The following is a 17,959-nucleotide window of genomic DNA, read 5'->3' on the forward strand; positions in this document are numbered from 1 at the left end:
GGCTTACGCGGCCCTACCGACCAGCCGACGAATTCCCTTGCGCTTCTTCGTTTCTGCGATGGCGGTGCGCAGACCACGACGCTTGCCGGTCTCGGGATCGACGGTGAACAGGCCGGCGGGAGCATCGGCCCACTTGCGCTCCGACGCGGTCTCGGGGGCGTCGTCGCTCGTTGCCTTCAAGTACTTGTTGGGCAGCGACAGCTTCGCGATGGTGCGCCACGACAGGAAGTACTGGTGCACGATCGAACCGGTCGTGTACGGCAGGTCGTACTTCTCTGCCAGTTCGAGCACTCGAACCTTGATCTCCCGCAGGCGGTTGCTGGGGAGGTCAGGGAACAGGTGGTGCTCGATCTGGTAGCACAGGTTGCCGCTCATGAACTCCATGACGGGACCGGCATTGAAGTTCGCGCTGCCGAGCATCTGACGCAGGTACCACTGGCCCTGAGTCTCGCCCTCCATGTCGGACTTGGTGAACTTCTCGGCACCGTCCGGGAAGTGTCCACAGAAGATGACGGTGTTGGTCCACACGTTGCGCATCATGTTGGCGACGATGTTCGCGGTCAACGTGCTCTTCCAGGCGGGACCGGTCAGCAACGGATGGAGGATGTAATCCTTGCCGATCTGCTTTCCGACCTTCTCGAGCACCTCGCGCCGCTTCTGCTCGAATTCCTCGCGCGGCACCCGGCCCTTGGCCACCTTGCCCAGTTCGAGGTGCTGAAGCGCCACTCCGTACTCGAAGAACAACTGCAGCAGCAGGTTGTAGACGGGGTTGCCGATGTTGAAGGGCTTCCACCGCTGATCGCGGGTGACGCGGAGCAGACCGTAGCCGACGTCGTCGTCCATGCCCAGCACGTTTGTGTACTTGTGGTGGATGTAGTTGTGCGTCTGCTTCCAGTGAGCCGACGGCCCCGTGTTGTCCCACTCCCACGAGGTGGAATGGATCTCCGGGTCGTTCATCCAGTCCCACTGGCCGTGCATGACGTTGTGGCCGAGCTCCATGTTCTCGATGATCTTCGCAACCCCGAGCATGGCGGTGCCGACGAGCCACGCGGGACGCCTGCGACTGGCGAAGAGCACGGCCCGGCCACCGATGTCGAGGGATCGCTGCAAGCGGATGGTGTTCTTGACGTACCGGGCGTCGCGTTCACCGCGGGACGCTTCGATGTCACGCCGGATGGAGTCGAGCTCGTGGCCCAACGCCTCGATGTCGGCATCGGTCAGATGCGCGTATTCTTTGACGTCCGTAATCGCCATGGGAAACAACCTCCTGGCAGTCGTGAACACACAGCTCGCGTATCAGGCCATGTGCAATTCCGTCACCTACCGTATCGTAACTTACGGTTCCGTAGGTTACGGGCGGAAATCTGTGTGACGATTCACAACGGAACGCGGTCGCCCGAACGTCGGAGAGCTTTGGCCTGACGCTTGGCTTCCTTCTTCGCGTTGCGCAAGCTCACGCGCGCCTCCTGCATTGCCGAACGCAGGCCTCGACGCTGCCCGGTGAGCGGATCGATCCGGAGCGCATGGACGGCGGGCGAATCGCCGACCCGCCATCGCCGCTCGGACGACGTCTCGGGAGCGTTGTCGGACGTGGCGCGCAACCACGAGTCGGGCAGCGACAACTTGTGGATGGTCCGCAGCGCCAGCAGGTACTGCTTGCCGAGCGACCCCGTGGTGTAAGGCAAGTCGTACTTCTCGCACAGAGCGTGCACCTTCTCGGCGATCTCCGAGTACCTGTTGCTCGGCAGGTCCGGGAACATGTGGTGCTCGATCTGGTAGCAGAGGTTACCGCTCATGAACGCCATGACGGGACCGGCCTCGAAGTTCGCGCTGCCCAGCATCTGACGCAGGTACCACTCGGGCCGTGTCTCGGTCTCGAACTGGCCGATCGTGAACTTCTCTGCTCCGTCGGGGAAGTGACCGCAGAAGATCACCGCGTACGCCCACAGATTCCGGACCAGGTTGGCGGTGGCGTTGGCGGTCAACGTGGATTTCCACGCCGGGCCGGACAATGCCGGGAACAGGACGAAGTCCTTACCGACCTGCTTGGCGATCTTGCGGGCGAAGGCGCGGCTCGCCGGAGACTTCAGCAGACCCTTCTCGTCCTCGCCGTCCAGCTGCTTCTGCGCGTCGTAATCGTGCAGTGCAATGCCCCACTCGAAGGTGGTGGCCAGCACGATGTTGGCGAGCGGCTGCACGAGGTTGATCGGCTTCCACGGCTCGTCGCGGGTCATGCGCAGGATGCCGAAGCCGATGTCGTCGTCCATGCCGACGATGTTGGTGTACGTGTGGTGCGAGTAGTTGTGAGCGCGTTTCCACTGCTCCGACGGTCCGGTCTGATCCCACTCCCACGAGGTGGAGTGAATTTCCGGATCGTTCATCCAGTCCCACTGCCCGTGCATCACATTGTGGCCGAGCTCCATGTTCTCGATGATCTTGGCGACACTGAGCATCGCCGTGCCCGCGATCCAGGCCGGCCGATACTTGCTGCCGAGCAGCACCGCGCGGCCACCGAGCTCGAGCAGCCGCTGCAGCCTGATGGTCCGACGGATGTATGCGGCATCGCGCTCGCCGCGGCTGTCTTCGACGTCTCGACGAATCGCATCCAGTTCACGACCGAACGCTTCCATGTCCGCTTCGCTGAGATGAGCGAACTCTTTGATGTCGGTGATGGCCACCGGGTCCTCCAACAGTTGAGTGCAGTGCCCGAAATTCGGGTTTCGACGTGGGCAACCTACGTAAGCGTAACCGAACAGCCTGAGAAGGCTGTGTGCGAAAAACAGACCTACAGTTCCAATGTGCAGTCGCCCGCAGCTGCAGAAATGCACGTCTGGACGCGATCGCCTTCGCTGTGTTCCTTGCCGGATCGCAGGTCGATCACATGCCCTGCCGTCAACGGCACCACACACGTCTGGCAGATACCCATCCGGCAACCGAACGGCATCTGAACTCCGACGTTCTCGCCGGCTTCGAGCAGACTGGTCGCACCGTCGACGGTGGTCTTCTTGTCCGACTTGGAGAACGTGACAGTCCCGCCTGCACCCGAGGTGTCGGCTCGCGAGATCTCGAACCGCTCCAGATGAAGCCGGTCCTCGATACCCTCACGCTTCCAGGTCTTCTCGATCTCCTCGAGCAGTGCTGCCGGGCCGCACGCCCAGGTGTCGCGCGTGCGCCAGTCGGGATAGAGCTCGTCGAGCGAGGCGAGCGCGAACTTGCCGTCCGATCGAGTCAGCTGCACATGCGAGGTGAAGTTGGGATGAGACTTCTCCAGCGCGGCGATCTCGGCGGCGAACATGACCTCGTCCTCGGTGGGTGCCGAGTGGATGTGCACGGTGTCGGGCATGTCGCCGTGCCGATCCAATGCCCGCAGCATCGAGATGATCGGGGTGATGCCGCTGCCTGCGGTGACGAACAAGATCTTGTTCGGCGGCGGCACGGGCAGCGCGAAATTGCCCTTCGGGGCGGCCAGCCGAACGATGGTTCCCTGTGGCACACCGCCGACGAGGTGCGAGGAGAGGAAGCCTTCCGGCATCGCCTTGACGGTGATGGAGATCAGCTTGTCTTCCCAGTTCGGTGGGGAGGTCAACGAGTAGGACCGCCAGTGCCATCGCCCGCCGAGGTGCAACCCGATCCCGATGTACTGGCCGGGCCGGTAGTCGAAATTGAAGCCCCAACCCGGCTGGATCACCAGGGTCACCGCCGTGGCGGTTTCCTTCTCCACTCGCACGATGCGACCGCGGAGTTCGCGTGCCGACCAAAGAGGATTCGCCAGATGCAGGTAGTCGTCGGGCAACAAGGGAGTGGTGATGCGGGTGAACGCACCACGCACCATGTTCAACCTCGGACGCCTGGGGGCCGATACACCGGCCGCCGGAGCCTCCAGCCACTTCTTCAGATCCATCGGGTGTTCCATCCCCTCGATCGAGATACTGAACCGCTTGCGGTCATCGAGGTTACGCTACCGTAGGTTCGGGTCCGGGAACACCTGTGCCGGTGTGAATCGTGGGCGAACGAACACGGCGGAGTCACAGCAGTTCGAGCAGAAACGACAACTCTTGCGGGGCGTACCAGGCGAGGGTGTGATCCTCGGCGTCTCCGAGCACGAACTCCGCGTCCGCGTCACCCATGTCCGCGGCATCGACCGCAGCGACGGCCTTGGCGACCGCCGATTCGGCCCCTTCGAGATCGACATGGACCGACGCGACCTGATCCATCCGCAACGGTTCCTTCAGCCGGACGACGGCATCGTCCAAGTCGGGGCGCAGAGTGGGATCGTCGACATCGGCCGCGATCACCGCCCGCCGGTACACCACCCCATCGGCGACCGTCCCGGTGTCGTTCTCGTCGTCGACTGCCGCGGCGATCAGTCGCAGAGAGGCCCGAGCGGCCTCCCCCATCGCCACCTCGGAGAGCTCCTCGTCGTCGCCGGACGAGTACGCCTCACGCAGCGTCGGTGTCACCGCGAAGGCCGTGCGCGAGACCGGGCTGAACTCACCCTCCGCCGACAGCACTTTCAAGAACTCCAGCGTCGCCGGAACGTAGACACGCATTGCAGAAGACCTCACACTCTCGATTCGTTACTGGCGTCGACCAACTCTTCCAGCGCCTCGTGCAGAAGCGCCGTGACGACATCCACATCGGGCATGGCACCACGGTCTGCATTGAGCCCGAAGAACACGTAACCGTCGTAGGACGTCAACCCGATGCTCATCGCCTGGTTCTCGAACAGCGGCGACACCGGATACATCTCGAGCATGCGCGCACCGCCCACGTACAGCGGGAACTGGGGTCCGGGGGCGTTGGTGACGATCAGATTGAACACCCGCTGAGACAGCCGACTGCCCGCTCGCGCGCCCATCGCGTGCAGGCTCGCAGGCGCGAATCCGGAGATCCGCATCAGTGTCTGTGCGGTGACGCCTCGACTCTGCTTGGCGTGCGCCTCGGTGGCGTGCGCGATGTGCGAGAGCCGCACCACGGCATTCGATTCACCGACGGGTAGGTCGACGAGAAACGACGAGACCTCGCTGCGATCTTCCTCGGCAGGCTCGACCGGCCCGGCCGCCTCTCCGAAACCGACCCGATCAGCCGAGACGTACACCGACATCGGCACCATGGCCCGCACCGTCGAGGACGCCGTGACGGGCTCGCCCCGCGAGAGCAACCAATTGCGCAGTGCCCCGGTGACGACAGCGAGCACCACGTCGTTGATCGAGCAGTCGAACCTGTTGTGGATTCTGCGGTAGTCGGCGAGCTCGGTCTTGGCCACCGCGAATCTGCGGTTTCGCGAGATCGGGGCGTTCAGTGGACTCGACGGTGCGCTCTGCGTCGCGGTGCGCAGCACCGCCGCGACCTTCGCTGCCGCCCGCAAGGCTTCACCCGCTACACCGGCAGCGCCGTGGACCGCGCCGCGCAGGGCCTCGACGCTCTCCCCCGGACGTACCACCAACTCGGTCAACGCATCGATGACCAACGCCGAATCCTTGGGCTCGCGCGCAGGCATCCAGAGTTCCTCGGCCATCGGCGGCGGATTCTTGCTCGCATCCAGAATGACCTGACCGATGTCGAGAGCGTGTTCGCCGTCGACCAGCGCCGAGTGGGACTTGGTGAAGACGGCGAAGCGATTCTTCGACAACCCCTCGACCAGGTACATCTCCCACAGCGGCCGAGTGCGATCGAGTGGGCGCGAGGTCAACCGCGCGATCAGATCGTGCAACTGATCGTCCGAACCCGGCTTCGGTAGTGCCGAACGACGGATGTGGTAGGTGATGTCGAAATCCGCGTCGTCGACCCACACCGGCCTGGCCAGACCGAAGGCGACCTCACGCACCTTCTGCCGGTACCGAGGAACCAATGCCAATCGTTGCTCGACCAACGACAGCAGACGGTCGTAGCTGAAACCACTGCGCGGAGTCCGGAAGATGGCGAGCGACCCGAGGTGCATGGGGCTACTACTGGCCTCGAGAAAATAGAACGACGCATCCTGCGCTGTCAGCCTGGTCGCCATCGCGTCTTCCAGTCCCCGTCCTCGCGTGAAGTACGCGCCGATTCCTGTGGCCGAGCGCGCGGTGTGCTCGAACCTAGAGTACGTGGCGGAAGATTGCCGGTCTCGGGGTCGGTCGAGGACCGTGTCGCGTGATGTTCCCGGGTTCCGACGGGAACCGAACGCGCTCTCGGACCGTCAATGTCGGTGTGAGCGTCATCGAATCGAACGAGCCGCCGGACATCGCGGACACGTCGGCCCCGGGCTCGAGACCCCGCGCCGAACATCACAGCTTTCTCTCGCGTGCCGCACCGTTCGAGCCACCGCTCTGCTCCGGCGCCGTGCACACGTGGGATCCAGCGGCACCCGCCGAACAGCCGCAGGCCCGCCACCGACCAACAGTGCGCAGCAACCGTTCTCGACGACGCATCGAGCCACCCGATCGGCCACCGGTGCCCGCCGATGCACGCTCGAGTGCCGACCGCGCGATGCGCATGATGATCGAGGTGATCGACCGACGACGCAGCGCAGACCAGTTGTCGGCGTTGTTCACCGCCTCGATGATCGACCTGGTGCGCACCATAGTGCGGAACCCACCGCCGGGCCGACGACTCGGCTTCGCTGCCGTACACCGAGTACATGTGGCGTACCAGTCGGATGTCTCCGCGGAGATCTTCGGCTCCTACACCCGCGGCCCGCGGATGTTCGCCTTCGCCGGCCGAATCGAGCTGGCCATCGACCCACGCCGCCCCGGGTGGACGGTTACATCGTTGCGAGTGGGGTGAGGGTCGCGTCGCCCGGTGGCGACGCGACCCTCGTGCACTACTTCTTGCGCTTGGAGCGCGCTGCCTTCTTGGGTGCCTTGCTCTGAGTCCTCGCCGCTTCGCGACGCTCGCGGCGAGTGCCCTCGGCCGCGGACTCGCTGCCGGACGTGGACGGCCCGGCTCGGCGCACGGCAGTGCCACCGCCCTCGGCCGGGCCGGAGAAGGTCAGTCTCTGCTCTTCCTGCTCGTCGAGACCCTTGGCCCGCAGAGCCGAGGGCACCGCGGGAGCCGTAGGTGCGGGAGCAGAGGGGGCCGGAGCAGAGGGGGCCGGAGCAGTGGGGGCCGGAGCCGTCGGCGCGGGTGCAGCGGCGGGTGTCGCGGCCGGGCGGCCGGAGCCCACTGGAGAGGACAGTCCAGGAGCCACGGCGAGACCTGCCGACGCCGCAGGGCCGGTCGGAGCCGGTGTCGCCTCGACCTGCAGGTTGAACAGGAATCCGACCGACTCCTCCTTCAAGCCGTCGAGCATGCCCTGGAACATGTCGTAGCCCTCACGCTGGTATTCGACCAGCGGGTCGCGCTGCGCCATCGCGCGCAGGCCGATGCCTTCCTTGAGGTAGTCCATCTCGTAGAGGTGCTCGCGCCACTTGCGGTCGAGGACCGACAGCAGTACACGACGCTCGAGTTCGCGCATTCCGTTCTCGCCGGCGATACCGTCGATCTCGGCCTCGCGAGTGGCGTACGCAGATCGTGCGTCCTCGAGCAATGCCTCACGCAACTCGTCGCGGCTCAGATCGCCCTTCTCGCCGTCCTCGTTCTCGCCGGCGAGCACCTTGTGGTCGATTCCCACCGGGTAGAGAGTCTTCAGCGCGGTCCAGAGCTGCTCCAGATCCCAGTCCTCGACGTAGCCCTCACCGGTGGCACCGTCGACGTAGGCGGTGATCACGTCGGTGATCATGCCCTCGACCTGGCCCTCCATGTCGGCACCTTCGAGGATGCGGCGGCGCTCCTCGTAGATGACGGTGCGCTGCTGGTTCATCACCTCGTCGTACTTGAGAACGTTCTTGCGGATCTCGAAGTTCTGCTGCTCGACCTGCGTCTGAGCGCTCTTGATGGCCTTGGACACCATCTTGGCTTCGATCGGGACGTCGTCGGGCAGGTTGAGCCTGGTCATGATCGACTCGAGTGCGCCACCGTTGAATCGACGCATCAACTCGTCGCCGAGCGAGAGGTAGAAACGCGATTCGCCCGGATCACCCTGACGACCGGAGCGACCTCGGAGCTGGTTGTCGATACGGCGCGAATCGTGTCGCTCGGTACCGAGGACGTAGAGACCGCCGGCCTCGCGCACGGTATCGGCGTCGGCCTTGACCTGCGCCTTGACCTCTTCGAGCGCAGGCTCCCAGGCAGCCTCGTACTCCTCTGGGGTCTCGACCGGGTCCAAGCCCTGCTTCCGGAGCTGCAGATCGGCCAGGATGTCCGGGTTGCCGCCGAGCACCACGTCGGTGCCTCGACCGGCCATGTTGGTCGCCACCGTCACCGCGCCCTGCCGGCCCGCCTCGGCGATGATCGTCGCTTCCTGCTCGTGGAACTTCGCGTTCAACACGTTGTGTGCGACACCGCGCTTGGTGAACTGCTTCGACAGGTACTCCGAGCGCTCGACGCTCGTCGTGCCGATGAGGACCGGCTGGCCCTTCTCGTGCCGCTCGACGACGTCGTCCACGACGGCGTCGAACTTGGCCTCTTCCGTCTTGTAGATCAGGTCACCGTTGTCCACGCGGACCATCGGACGGTTGGTCGGAATCGGAATGACACCGAGGCCGTAGATCTGATGGAGCTCGGCGGCCTCGGTCTCGGCGGTACCCGTCATGCCCGAGAGCTTGTCGTAGAGGCGGAAATAGTTCTGCAGGGTGATCGTCGCCAGAGTTTGATTCTCGGCCTTGATCTCCACCTTTTCCTTGGCCTCGATCGCCTGGTGCATGCCCTCGTTGTAGCGACGTCCCACCAGGATGCGGCCGGTGAACTCGTCGACGATGATGACCTCACCGTCGCGGACGATGTAGTCCTTGTCCTTGGTGTAGAGCTCTTTGGCCTTGATCGCGTTGTTGAGGTAGTTCACCAGCGGTGAGTTGGCGGCCTCGTAGAGATTGTCGATGCCGAGCTGATCCTCGACCAGTTCGACGCCTGCCTCGTGTACACCGATGGTCCGCTTGCGGATGTCGACCTCGTAATGGGTGTCGATCTTCAACATCGGCGCGATACGGGCGAACTCTCCGTACCACTTGCTCGACGCGTCGGCCGGTCCCGAGATGATCAGCGGCGTACGGGCCTCGTCGATGAGGATGGAGTCGACCTCGTCGACGACGGCGAAGTTGTGGCCACGCTGCACGAGATCGTCGAGCGAGTGCGTCATGTTGTCGCGCAGGTAGTCGAACCCGAACTCGTTGTTGGTGCCGTAGGTGATGTCCGCGGCATAGGCGGCGCGACGTTCCACCGGGGTCATGCCGGAAAGGATCACGTCGACCGAGAGACCGAGGAAACGGTGCACGCGGCCCATCCACTCCGAGTCGCGCTTGGCGAGGTAGTCGTTGACCGTCACCACGTGCACACCCTCGCTGGAGATGGCATTGAGGTACGCGGGCAGAACACACGTCAGTGTCTTGCCCTCACCGGTCTTCATCTCGGCGATGTTGCCGAAGTGCAGGGCGGCACCGCCCATGACCTGAACGTCGAAGTGTCGCTGCGACAGCACTCGCCAGGACGCCTCACGGGCCACGGCGAATGCCTCGGGCAGGAGCTGATCCAGGGTCTCGCCGGCGGAGTACCTCTCCCTGAACTCCGCGGTCTTGCCGCGCAGTTCGTCGTCGGAGAGGCTCTCGACGTCCGGAGACAGGGTCGAGACGTGGTCGGCGATGCTCTTGAGCCGCTTGACCATGCGACCTTCACCGACACGGAGCAGCTTGGAAAACGACAGCGACGGCACGGGCTTTCTCGTCCTCGATCCTCGGTTCATGGGTACTGGTACGAACAACACTGCATACTGCACGAGCTCACGGGTTCGTCACCACGACATCTGCGCGGCGGGTAACCCGAACGCGTCCATGGTAGGCGGTGTCGCTGTGAACCCGGCAGCCCGACTATCGGTCGTCGGAGATAGCCGGTCGACCATTCGGACAACACCGACACAGCACTGCAGGCTCGACGTGGGGATCGAGTCTCCGGCGTCGAGCCTGCAGCGGTGAAAAGATTTCACGGACGGCGAACGTGTCGAGCCGTCCCGCGCGGTCCGATCAGGTCAGCCTGATCAAGCCGTAATCGAAGGCGTGCCGTCGGTACACGACCGAGGGGCGATCGCTTGCGCTGTCGTGGAACAGGAAGAAATCGTGGCCGACGAGTTCCATTTCGTACAGTGCGTCGTCGACGCTCATCGGTGCGGCCGAGTGAATCTTCGTTCGCACGATGTGCCCCGGGCCGCTCTGGTCGTCCTCGAACGAGTCGAGTTTCGTCTCGGGGTCGAGTGCCAGCGTGTCGTCCTCGGCGAGTTCGGCAGTGGCCTCGGCGACGGAAACGGGCCTCTTCTCGCCGTAGTGAACCTTGCGACGGTCCTTGGTGCGCCGGAGTCTGCTCTCGAGTTTCGACGTCACCGCTTCGAGTGCGGCATAGAAACTGTCGGCGCACGCTTCGGCTCGAACGACCGGCCCCTTGCCCTTCGCGGTGATCTCCACGCGTTGACATGCCTTGGCCTGGCGGCGATTTCGTTCGTGCTGCAGTTCGACGTCGAACAGGTAGATGGAGGGATCGAAGCGCTCGAGGCGAGCCAGTTTCTCGGAGACATATATCCGGAAATGATCCGGTATCTCGACGTTGCGGCCCTTGACCACAACGTCCGCATTGCTCTTGGGGGGTTCTTCGGAGGGCTTCTCGTCGAAGAAAACCGAGGCTTGTGAAGGGGTCGTCACGCGTACCTCCAGATATCGGCCACGCCCACTGTTGGACGTGGCAAGTGTGCATGCCGAATGGGGAACCTTCCGGCATCAAAGTCCGGGGCATCACCTCACATCTGGTCCAGTTGGGGCGTGTCCGCGACGTTAGTCGGTCATCGACTCGTGTGCCACCGTTCACCCCGAATTGGTTGTCGGCGTGTCCCCCTACATCACATTCACGCACTCGCCACCACCAGCGCGCCGGACACCGGCACTCCCAATTCGGTTAGCACTCTTACCGATTCGGCCAACGTCGCGCCGGTGGTCACGACGTCGTCGATCAGCAGAACGGTGAAGTCGGCCGATCGCGTCACACGTGCGTCGCCTCGCGGACGTGCCACCCCGACGGCCTCGATCCGGCCTGCCACATTGTGCTGACGTTGCCCCGCCGACAGTCCGACCGAATCACGGACTCCGCCGCTCATGCGGAGCAACTCGGGAACGAGCACTCGTTCCGGTGCCAACCGTTCGGCAGCGATTCGAGCGCATCGCAGAACGGGATCGCCCCCGCGAGCCCGTGCCGCACGAGCCCGAGAGGGCGCGCAGATCAGAATCAGCGAACTCAGCTCGGGTGGATCGATCTCACCTGCATCGCGTAGGTGTCCGACGGCCTCGGCGAGAGCTCGCCCGAAAGGCCGGGCCACCGACCGCCGACCTCGCTCCTTCAGAGCGATCACACCACTGCGACGCGGCCCGCTGTACGTACCGAGGGACCAGCACGGCACACCGGGATCGACTCGTGGCCGAACGGCGATGGGCGGGACGAACAGGGCCAGAGAACACACAGTGCACCAGTGCTCCCCCGGCACACCGCACCCGGCGCACTCGAGGGGCAGAACCAGATCGAGGAGCGTCCGCATGAACGCGGAGTCTGCCCGGGCCCACCGACAGACAGCTGCGGCCGACGTCAGCCGGGCAGAATGGGCACTGCTTTCACTCCGGCCAATCCGGTGACCTCACGCCAGTACCGATCGCCGACCGGATCGGCATTGTTGAGGGCGAACACGGCGCGTGCATCGGCCACGTACTCCGTCTCCGGCGAGGCATCGACCGCCAACACCGGAGTGGTCAGGTTGCGTGAGGGCAGCGGATCCATCCGGGATCCGTCGACGGTCACCTGGACCACCGGTGCGTCGGTGGCGACCCGCGCGATCACGATGGTGTCGCCGGTACTCCAGTCCAAACTCGTGGCGTCGCTACCGAGTCCGATGGCCACGGCCCTCGGCTCGGTGAGGGAGTACACACCCGAGGGCTCGCGGACCACCGTCGCCACGTACACGACGCCGTCGACGATGAGCGCCGCTCGCACTCCGTCTCGGGCCAGTCGCAGTTCGGTGATCCGGTTACCGAGTGTCGTGACGGCGGTGGCCTCGACCGGTATCACCGATACCTGTCCGGTCGAGGGATCGCGGGCGGCTCGGATGACGTTGGTGCCGTCGATCACCGCCCACGCCGCGTTGTCGTCGGCCCCCCACGTGGGCCGCGTGATCGACTGTCCCTCGGCCACCGGGAACGCGCCGCCGTCGTAGCTGCCGACCATGAGCGTGCTCGACGGCGCGGGGGCAGGCCGTCCGGTGTCGGCGACGCCTGCCACGAGCGTGCCGTCGTTGGACAGTGCCACCGAGCGCAGGTTGCGGGCCTGTCCGAAGTACCCGGGAGCGGGGGTCGTCTCCGCCTCGTCGACGCGCAGCAAGGTGCCGGACGCGAGTGCGTGCAGCCCGACACTGTCGTCGGTGCTGCCCAGCGGATCGAATGAGTCGACGCCTGCGGTGGTCCACCCGTCGGGCTTGGTCGTGTCGATGGGTTGGCCGTCGGCGAGCAACACGTACGGCCCTGCCACCTCGGCCGAGGCGAGCGTCCAGATCACTTGAGCGGCAAGCAGTTCACGGTCGCGGTCACCCTTGTTCTGCAGGCCACCGAAGTCGATCTTGATGCCACCGAGCCCCACCCCCACCTGTGCGGTCTGACCGTCGGCCTTGGTGATCGGCCCGCGAATACTCACGTCGTCGGACAGTTCGTTGCTCACCGCAGCCGACAACGCCGACTTGGGACCGTCGATGAGCAGCTGTACGAGTTGGTTGGCGAGCTGGTCCTGCGATCCACTGGTCCAGCGCACATCGGGCACGAGCACGCCACCGAGCGGATCGACGAAGTACAGCGATCGCTGCTGATAGGTGTTCAGAAACGCGGATCGATCGATGACGACGCCGGGCGGCAGTTTCGAGATTCGCCACTGCCCGTCCACGCGTTCCATCTCGATCGCGGCGTCGAAGGTGTCCGAGCCGGCCTGGTACTCACCGCCGGACGCCAGCATCCCGGCCGTCGTCGAGCGGATCGTGAACTGCGCGGTATCAGCGGTTCGTGGACCGGACAGGGTGTCGATCCGGTCCGCGACGACCGTACGTGCGCCGTCGTCCCAGGTTCCCGACGCCTCCTCGGTGAGAAACTGCCGGGCGGCCTGGTGCCTGTTGGCCGAGACGGCGCTGGCCTCGAAGAAGTCGTCCAGCAAGCGATCGGGCTCGCGTCCCGGCTCGGGAGCCGGAGCACTGGTGGGCACGGCCCCGGCGGTCAAGGTGCCGATGGCCTGAGGGCTGGACGACTCGGGAAGGCTGGCGCATCCGCCCACGAGGGCGACGACGAGCGCGCACATCGCCAGCACTCGGGTGCTGCGACGACACGGGAAGATCACGTCGCGGGCTCCGACGCGGATGTCTTCGATGCGGTGATCGCGGGAATCGGTTGTCCTTGAGCGAATTTCTTGGTGCTGGGTTTGAGGGGCAGTGGGGATCCGATCACCTTGTGCCCGCGCACGAGCGGCAGGGTGAGTCGGAAACATGCGCCTTCGCCTACTGCTCCCCACGCTTCGAGCTTACCGTCGTGCAGGCGGGCGTCCTCGACGCTGATCGCCAGCCCAAGGCCGGTACCGCCGGATCGTCGAACACGGGAGGGATCCGAGCGCCAGAACCGGTTGAACACCAGCTTCTCTTCACCCGGTCGCAGACCGACTCCCTGATCTCGCACGACGAATGCTGCCGCGTCGGCGTCCGAGCGCAGCCGCAGCAGGACCGGCTTGCCTTCACCGTGGTCGAGTGCGTTGGCCAGTAGATTGCGCAGAATTCGTTCCACCCGGCGGGGGTCGACCTCGGCGACGACTGCGGTCTCGGGCATGTCGACGATCACTTCGGTACCGGTCTCGCGCGCCAGGTGCCGCACGGTCGACACTGCCGCTCGGGCGCACATGCGCAGGTCGAGCTGTTCGGCGGCCAGTTCGGCGACGCCCGCGTCGTGGCGGCTGATCTCCAGCAGGTCGCCGAGCAGGGTCTCGAACCGATCGAGCTCGTTGACCAACAGCTCCGAGGATCTCTTGAGAGCAGGCTCGAGGTCGTCGCTGGCGTCGTGGATGAGGTCTGCCGCCATCCGAACGGTGGTGAGCGGGGTGCGCAGTTCGTGGCTGACGTCGGAGGTGAATCGGCGCTGCAGGTTTCCGAATTCTTCGAGCTGGGTGATCTGTTTGGACAGACTCTCGGCCATCTCGTTGAACGACATCGCGAGTCTGGCCATGTCGTCCTCGCCGCGGACGGGCATGCGCTCCTTGAGCCTGCCGTCGGCGAACCGCACCGCGATCCTCGACGCCGAACGAATGGGCAGGACCACCTGACGTGCGACGAGCATCGCAATCGCCGCGAGCAATACCAGCAGCACCACTGCGCCGATGAACAACGTGCCGCGCACGAGAGAGAGCGTGCGATCCTCGCTGGCCAACGGGAAGATGAGATAGAGCTGCAGGGCCGAGATGTCGGATCCGGTGGGAGATCCCATGATCAGCGCAGAGCCGGAATAGCCGCCGTCACTGTCGGTGACCGTCGCATACTGCGAACTGATCAGGCCCTTCTTGACGAAGTCGCGCAGGCTGTTCGGGATCTGATCGACCGGACCGACCGAGGCCTCTGCGCGGGTGGCGTCGCCTTCCACGATCAGGACCGGATCGAACGATCCCGCCGACCCGGTGGTCGACGCGGCGTCGAGGTCCTGGTTCGTCAGCGCCGCCCTGGCTCGTTCGAGGCGCGTCGCGAGCCCGCTCGAATCGTCGGCTCCGGCGAGGTTGCCCTCCACGGTGGTCCGCGAACGGTCGAGTTCCTCGGTGGCGGCGGACAGCTTCGCCTCGAGCAGTCGATCGGTGATCTGACTGGTCAACACCACCCCGAGGATGAGGATGACCACCAGGGACAGAGTCAGCGTCGACACGACGACGCGCAGCTGTAGTGATCGTCGCCAGGCATGGCCCAGCGACGTACTCAGCGAACGAAACCAACGCAGTACGGGAGAGAACTTGCCGTTGATTCGCCGCCGAGAATGGGAGAAACGGATCACGGCGGTCCGGCCTTGTAGCCGACCCCCCTCACGGTCAACACCACCTCGGGGTTCTCCGGATCCTTCTCGACCTTGGCGCGCAGCCGCTGCACGTGCACGTTGACCAGTCGGGTGTCGGCCGCGTGGCGGTAGCCCCAGACCTGTTCGAGCAACACCTCTCGGGTGAACACCTGACGCGGCTTGCGCGCCAATGCGACGAGCAGATCGAACTCGAGTGGAGTGAGGGAGACGAGTTCGTCGCCGCGACTGACCTTGTGAGCCGGCACGTCGATGACGATGTCCGCGATGGACAGCAGTTCGGCGGGTTCGTCCTCGGTCCTGCGCAAGCGCGCGCGAACCCGGGCGACCAGTTCCTTCGGCTTGAACGGCTTCATGATGTAGTCGTCCGCACCGGACTCGAGACCCAGGACGACATCGACGGTGTCGGTCTTGGCCGTCAGCATGACGATCGGCACGCCCGAATCGGCGCGCAGGACTCGGCACACGTCGATGCCGTTCATGCCGGGAAGCATCAGATCCAGCAGCACCAGGTCCGGCCGGTTCTCGCGCACCGCCGCCAGTGCTTGAGTACCGTCGCCGACCACGAAGGGCTCGAATCCCTCACCGCGCAACACGATGGTGAGCATCTCCGCCAGAGCCGAATCGTCGTCCACAACCAGAATCCGAGGCTTCATGGTCCTATGGTGTCACTTTCCGAACGCCTGATGGCTGATTGAACATGTCGGCGGCGAGTCGATCGGGATCGACGTCGGCGGTGACGACGTGCCACGGCGATACCCAGTGCGAGGCGGCGAGCCTGCCGTACGCAGCCGAGGTTCGGCTCTGCAGTGAGCGGTCGCGCTCGTAGACATCCCGGGTGCGGGCGGCGTCCGCACTCTCACGGGCCGCAGCACGCTCGGCGGCGAGCGCCACCGGGACGTCGAGGAGAATCTGGACATCGGGAACGGGCACAGCGAATCGGTCGAATTCGAGCGACCTGATCCATTCGACGGCCTCGCCGTCGGCGGACTGCTCGAGCCGAGCGGCGGTGTAGGCGGCATTGGATGCCACGTACCGATCGAGAAGAACGATCTCGTTGTCCGAGAGCAGCTTTCGGATCTCATCGCCCGCGTCCCGGCGATCGAGCGCGAACAACAGGGCCATCGCATGCACGCTGCTCGCGGTGTCACCGTGTTCGCCGTGCAACGCCTCCGCGGCCAGATCGGCGTGAACCGACCGGCCGTACCGGGGAAACCCGATCCGCTCGACCGACAGGCCGTCACGCTCCCACGCCGAAACGAGCCGACGGGCGAGCGTGTTCTTGCCCGCTCCGTCGACTCCTTCGATGACGAACAGTTTTCCCACTACCGGACCGGTCCGTCGGTCAGTAGCGGTAGTGCTCGGGCTTGTACGGGCCCTCGACGTCGACGCCGATGTACTCGGCCTGCTCCTTGGTGAGCTTGGTGATCGAGCCGCCGAGCGCTTCGACGTGGATGCGTGCGACCTTCTCGTCGAGGTGCTTGGGCAGGCGGTAGACCTCGTTGTCGTACTCGTCCGGCTTGGTCCACAGTTCGATCTGAGCGATGACCTGGTTGGAGAAACTGTTGCTCATGACGAACGACGGGTGACCCGTGGCGTTGCCGAGATTGAGCAGACGGCCCTCGGACAGCACGATGATCGAGTGCCCGTCCTTGAACTGGTACTCGTCGACCTGCGGCTTGATGTTGATCCGTGTGACATCGGGGGCCTTCTCCAGACCGGCCATGTCGATCTCGTTGTCGAAGTGGCCGATGTTGCCCAGGATTGCCTGGTGCTTCATCTTGCGCATGTGCTCGAACGTGATGATCGACAGGTTGCCCGTCGAGGTGATCACGATGTCGGCCTGCTCGATGAATTCCTCGACCGTGCGCACGTCGAAGCCGTCCATGAGCGCCTGCAGCGCGTTGATCGGATCGGCCTCGGTGACGGTCACACGTGCACCCTGGCCCTTGAGCGCCTCGGCGCAGCCCTTGCCCACGTCGCCGTAGCCACAGACCAGAACGGCCTTGCCGCCGATGAGAACGTCGGTGCCGCGGTTGATGCCGTCGATCAGCGAGTGGCGGGTGCCGTACTTGTTGTCGAACTTGCTCTTGGTCACCGAGTCGTTGACGTTGATGGCGGGGAACGTGAGCTCGCCCGCAGCCGCGAACTGGTACAGCCGCAGCACGCCGGTGGTGGTCTCTTCGGTGACGCCCTGTACGGACTCGGCAACCTCGGTCCACTTGGACTTCGACGCCTCCAGCGAACGACGCAGCAGGCCGAGGAAGACCTTGTACTCGTCCGAATCGTGATCGTCGTCGGTCGGCGGGACGACGCCTGCCTTCTCGAACTGCGCGCCGCGCAGCACCAGCATCGTGGCGTCGCCACCGTCGTCGAGAATCATGTTGGCGGGCTGATCGGGCCAGGTGAGCATCTGCTCCGCCGCCCACCAGTACTCTTCGAGGCTTTCGCCCTTCCAGGCGAACACCGGGACGCCCTTGGGCTCCTCGACGGTGCCGTACGGACCGACGACGACGGCAGCCGCTGCGTGGTCCTGGGTGGAGAAGATGTTGCAGGACGCCCACCGGACCTCGGCTCCGAGTGCAACCAGCGTCTCGATCAGCACTGCGGTCTGCACGGTCATGTGCAGCGATCCCGAAACTCGCGCTCCCTTGAGCGGCTGTACGTCGGCGTATTCGCGACGCAGCGCGATCAAGCCGGGCATCTCGTGCTCGGCGAGCCGGATTTCCTTGCGGCCGAATTCTGCGAGCGACAGGTCTGCGACCTTGAAGTCGATTCCACCGCGGTGATCCACGGTGAGTGCCGATCCTGACGTAACTGAGGTCGTCATCTTGCCTCTCCTGTTG

At 64.8% G+C, this 17,959-nt stretch carries 14 protein-coding genes; 1 reads left to right on the top strand and 13 read right to left on the bottom strand.

What is annotated here, in order from left to right; translation table 11 throughout:
• Positions 1 to 3 precede the first annotated feature (3 nt).
• From ABZ677_RS20610 to ABZ677_RS20630, 5 genes are all read right to left on the bottom strand, one after another.
• The gene (locus tag ABZ677_RS20610) at positions 4 to 1,254 is read right to left on the bottom strand and encodes a fatty acid desaturase (protein ID WP_037189901.1); all 1,251 of its coding nucleotides are present in this window, start codon (positions 1,252 to 1,254) and stop codon (positions 4 to 6) included.
• A 122-nt stretch (positions 1,255 to 1,376) separates the two neighbouring features.
• On the bottom strand, positions 1,377 to 2,678 hold the full coding sequence (locus ABZ677_RS20615; RefSeq protein WP_037190253.1) for a fatty acid desaturase: 1,302 nt from the start codon (positions 2,676 to 2,678) through the stop codon (positions 1,377 to 1,379).
• Between the two features lie 107 nt (positions 2,679 to 2,785).
• Positions 2,786 to 3,901, bottom strand: a complete 1,116-nt coding sequence (locus ABZ677_RS20620) for a ferredoxin reductase (RefSeq protein WP_037190255.1) — start codon at positions 3,899 to 3,901, stop codon at positions 2,786 to 2,788.
• Positions 3,902 to 4,025: 124 nt separating this feature from the next.
• The gene (locus ABZ677_RS20625; protein ID WP_094634138.1) at positions 4,026 to 4,550 is read right to left on the bottom strand and encodes a hypothetical protein; all 525 of its coding nucleotides are present in this window, start codon (positions 4,548 to 4,550) and stop codon (positions 4,026 to 4,028) included.
• Between the two features lie 11 nt (positions 4,551 to 4,561).
• Positions 4,562 to 6,004 carry a wax ester/triacylglycerol synthase family O-acyltransferase gene (locus tag ABZ677_RS20630; protein WP_037189903.1) on the bottom strand — a complete coding sequence of 481 codons (1,443 nt, stop codon included), beginning with the start codon at positions 6,002 to 6,004 and terminating at the stop codon, positions 4,562 to 4,564.
• A 185-nt stretch (positions 6,005 to 6,189) separates the two neighbouring features.
• Between ABZ677_RS20630 and ABZ677_RS20635 the strand changes: the two genes are divergently transcribed.
• Positions 6,190 to 6,765, top strand: a complete 576-nt coding sequence (locus ABZ677_RS20635) for an Rv3235 family protein (RefSeq protein WP_358372713.1) — start codon at positions 6,190 to 6,192, stop codon at positions 6,763 to 6,765.
• Between the two features lie 37 nt (positions 6,766 to 6,802).
• On the opposite strand, the gene secA is transcribed toward ABZ677_RS20635, so the two are convergent.
• The 8 genes from secA to ahcY all read right to left on the bottom strand — a co-directional run bounded on the left by secA (position 6,803) and on the right by ahcY (position 17,943).
• Positions 6,803 to 9,724 (bottom strand): preprotein translocase subunit SecA, encoded by a 2,922-nt coding sequence (gene secA, locus ABZ677_RS20640; RefSeq protein ID WP_358372715.1) that lies wholly within the window; start codon positions 9,722 to 9,724, stop codon positions 6,803 to 6,805.
• 307 nt (positions 9,725 to 10,031) lie between these two features.
• Positions 10,032 to 10,700: a ribosome-associated translation inhibitor RaiA gene (gene raiA, locus ABZ677_RS20645; protein ID WP_037189906.1), complete on the bottom strand. Its 669-nt coding sequence runs from the start codon at positions 10,698 to 10,700 to the stop codon at positions 10,032 to 10,034.
• A 200-nt stretch (positions 10,701 to 10,900) separates the two neighbouring features.
• Complete coding sequence (locus tag ABZ677_RS20650; RefSeq protein ID WP_358372718.1) at positions 10,901 to 11,584, bottom strand: ComF family protein; 684 nt, start codon at positions 11,582 to 11,584, stop codon at positions 10,901 to 10,903.
• A 47-nt stretch (positions 11,585 to 11,631) separates the two neighbouring features.
• Positions 11,632 to 13,374, bottom strand: coding sequence for an MtrAB system accessory lipoprotein LpqB (gene lpqB / locus ABZ677_RS20655; protein ID WP_052047595.1), 1,743 nt, complete (start codon positions 13,372 to 13,374; stop codon positions 11,632 to 11,634).
• Between the two features lie 35 nt (positions 13,375 to 13,409).
• Positions 13,410 to 15,095: an MtrAB system histidine kinase MtrB gene (gene mtrB / locus ABZ677_RS20660; RefSeq protein ID WP_037189910.1), complete on the bottom strand. Its 1,686-nt coding sequence runs from the start codon at positions 15,093 to 15,095 to the stop codon at positions 13,410 to 13,412.
• Complete coding sequence (gene mtrA, locus ABZ677_RS20665) at positions 15,092 to 15,769, bottom strand: MtrAB system response regulator MtrA (RefSeq protein WP_027496508.1); 678 nt, start codon at positions 15,767 to 15,769, stop codon at positions 15,092 to 15,094. Before mtrA ends, mtrB begins: the two co-directional genes overlap by 4 nt.
• A 4-nt stretch (positions 15,770 to 15,773) precedes the next feature.
• Positions 15,774 to 16,439 carry a dTMP kinase gene (locus tag ABZ677_RS20670; protein WP_358372722.1) on the bottom strand — a complete coding sequence of 222 codons (666 nt, stop codon included), beginning with the start codon at positions 16,437 to 16,439 and terminating at the stop codon, positions 15,774 to 15,776.
• 19 nt (positions 16,440 to 16,458) lie between these two features.
• Positions 16,459 to 17,943 (bottom strand): adenosylhomocysteinase, encoded by a 1,485-nt coding sequence (gene ahcY, locus ABZ677_RS20675; RefSeq protein WP_037189914.1) that lies wholly within the window; start codon positions 17,941 to 17,943, stop codon positions 16,459 to 16,461.
• Positions 17,944 to 17,959: the final 16 nt, after the last annotated feature.

Source organism: Rhodococcus sp. NPDC006774 (genome assembly GCF_040636045.1).
Taxonomy (GTDB): Bacteria; Actinomycetota; Actinomycetes; order Mycobacteriales; family Mycobacteriaceae; genus Rhodococcoides.